Origin of the sequence: Nocardioides terrigena (genome assembly GCF_003047265.1) — a bacterium.
GTDB lineage: Bacteria > Actinomycetota > Actinomycetes > Propionibacteriales > Nocardioidaceae > Nocardioides > Nocardioides terrigena.
Map to the genome: position 1 here is coordinate 1 of NZ_PZYY01000073.1, position 553 is coordinate 553.

1 protein-coding gene is annotated in these 553 nt (G+C 43.8%); it reads left to right on the plus strand.

Translation table 11 applies throughout. The annotated features are described in order from the left end of the window. Positions 1–553, plus strand: a 553-nt coding sequence (gene fbaA / locus DAE25_RS22915) for a class II fructose-bisphosphate aldolase (RefSeq protein WP_107768569.1), incomplete at both ends; no start/stop codon positions are given.

Sequence of the window (553 nt, forward strand, 5' to 3'; positions counted from 1 at the left end):
ATCGATCTTTCGGAAGAACCGATTGAAGAAAATATGGCGATTTGTCGTGAGTATTTAGCGCGTATGGACAAAATGGGTATGACGCTTGAAATCGAAATCGGTATTACCGGCGGCGAAGAAGACGGTGTGGATAACTCTGATGTTGAAGAAGCGAAATTATATACTCAACCTGAAGACGTATTATACGTTTACGATCAATTAAATCCGGTAAGCCCGCGTTTCACCGTTGCGGCGGCATTCGGTAACGTACACGGCGTTTATAAACCGGGTAACGTAAAATTAAAACCTTCTATTTTAGGTGCGTCACAAGAGTTCGTTTCGAAAGAACGTAATCTTCCTGCGAAATCAATCGACTTCGTATTCCACGGCGGTTCAGGCTCAAGCCGTGAAGAAATCCGTGAAGCAATCGGCTACGGTGCGATCAAAATGAACATCGATACCGATACGCAATGGGCTTCTTGGGACGGTATTCTTCAATTCTACAAAGCGAACGAAGCATACTTACAAGGTCAATTAGGTAACCCTGAAGGTCCTGACGCTCCAAATAAAAAAT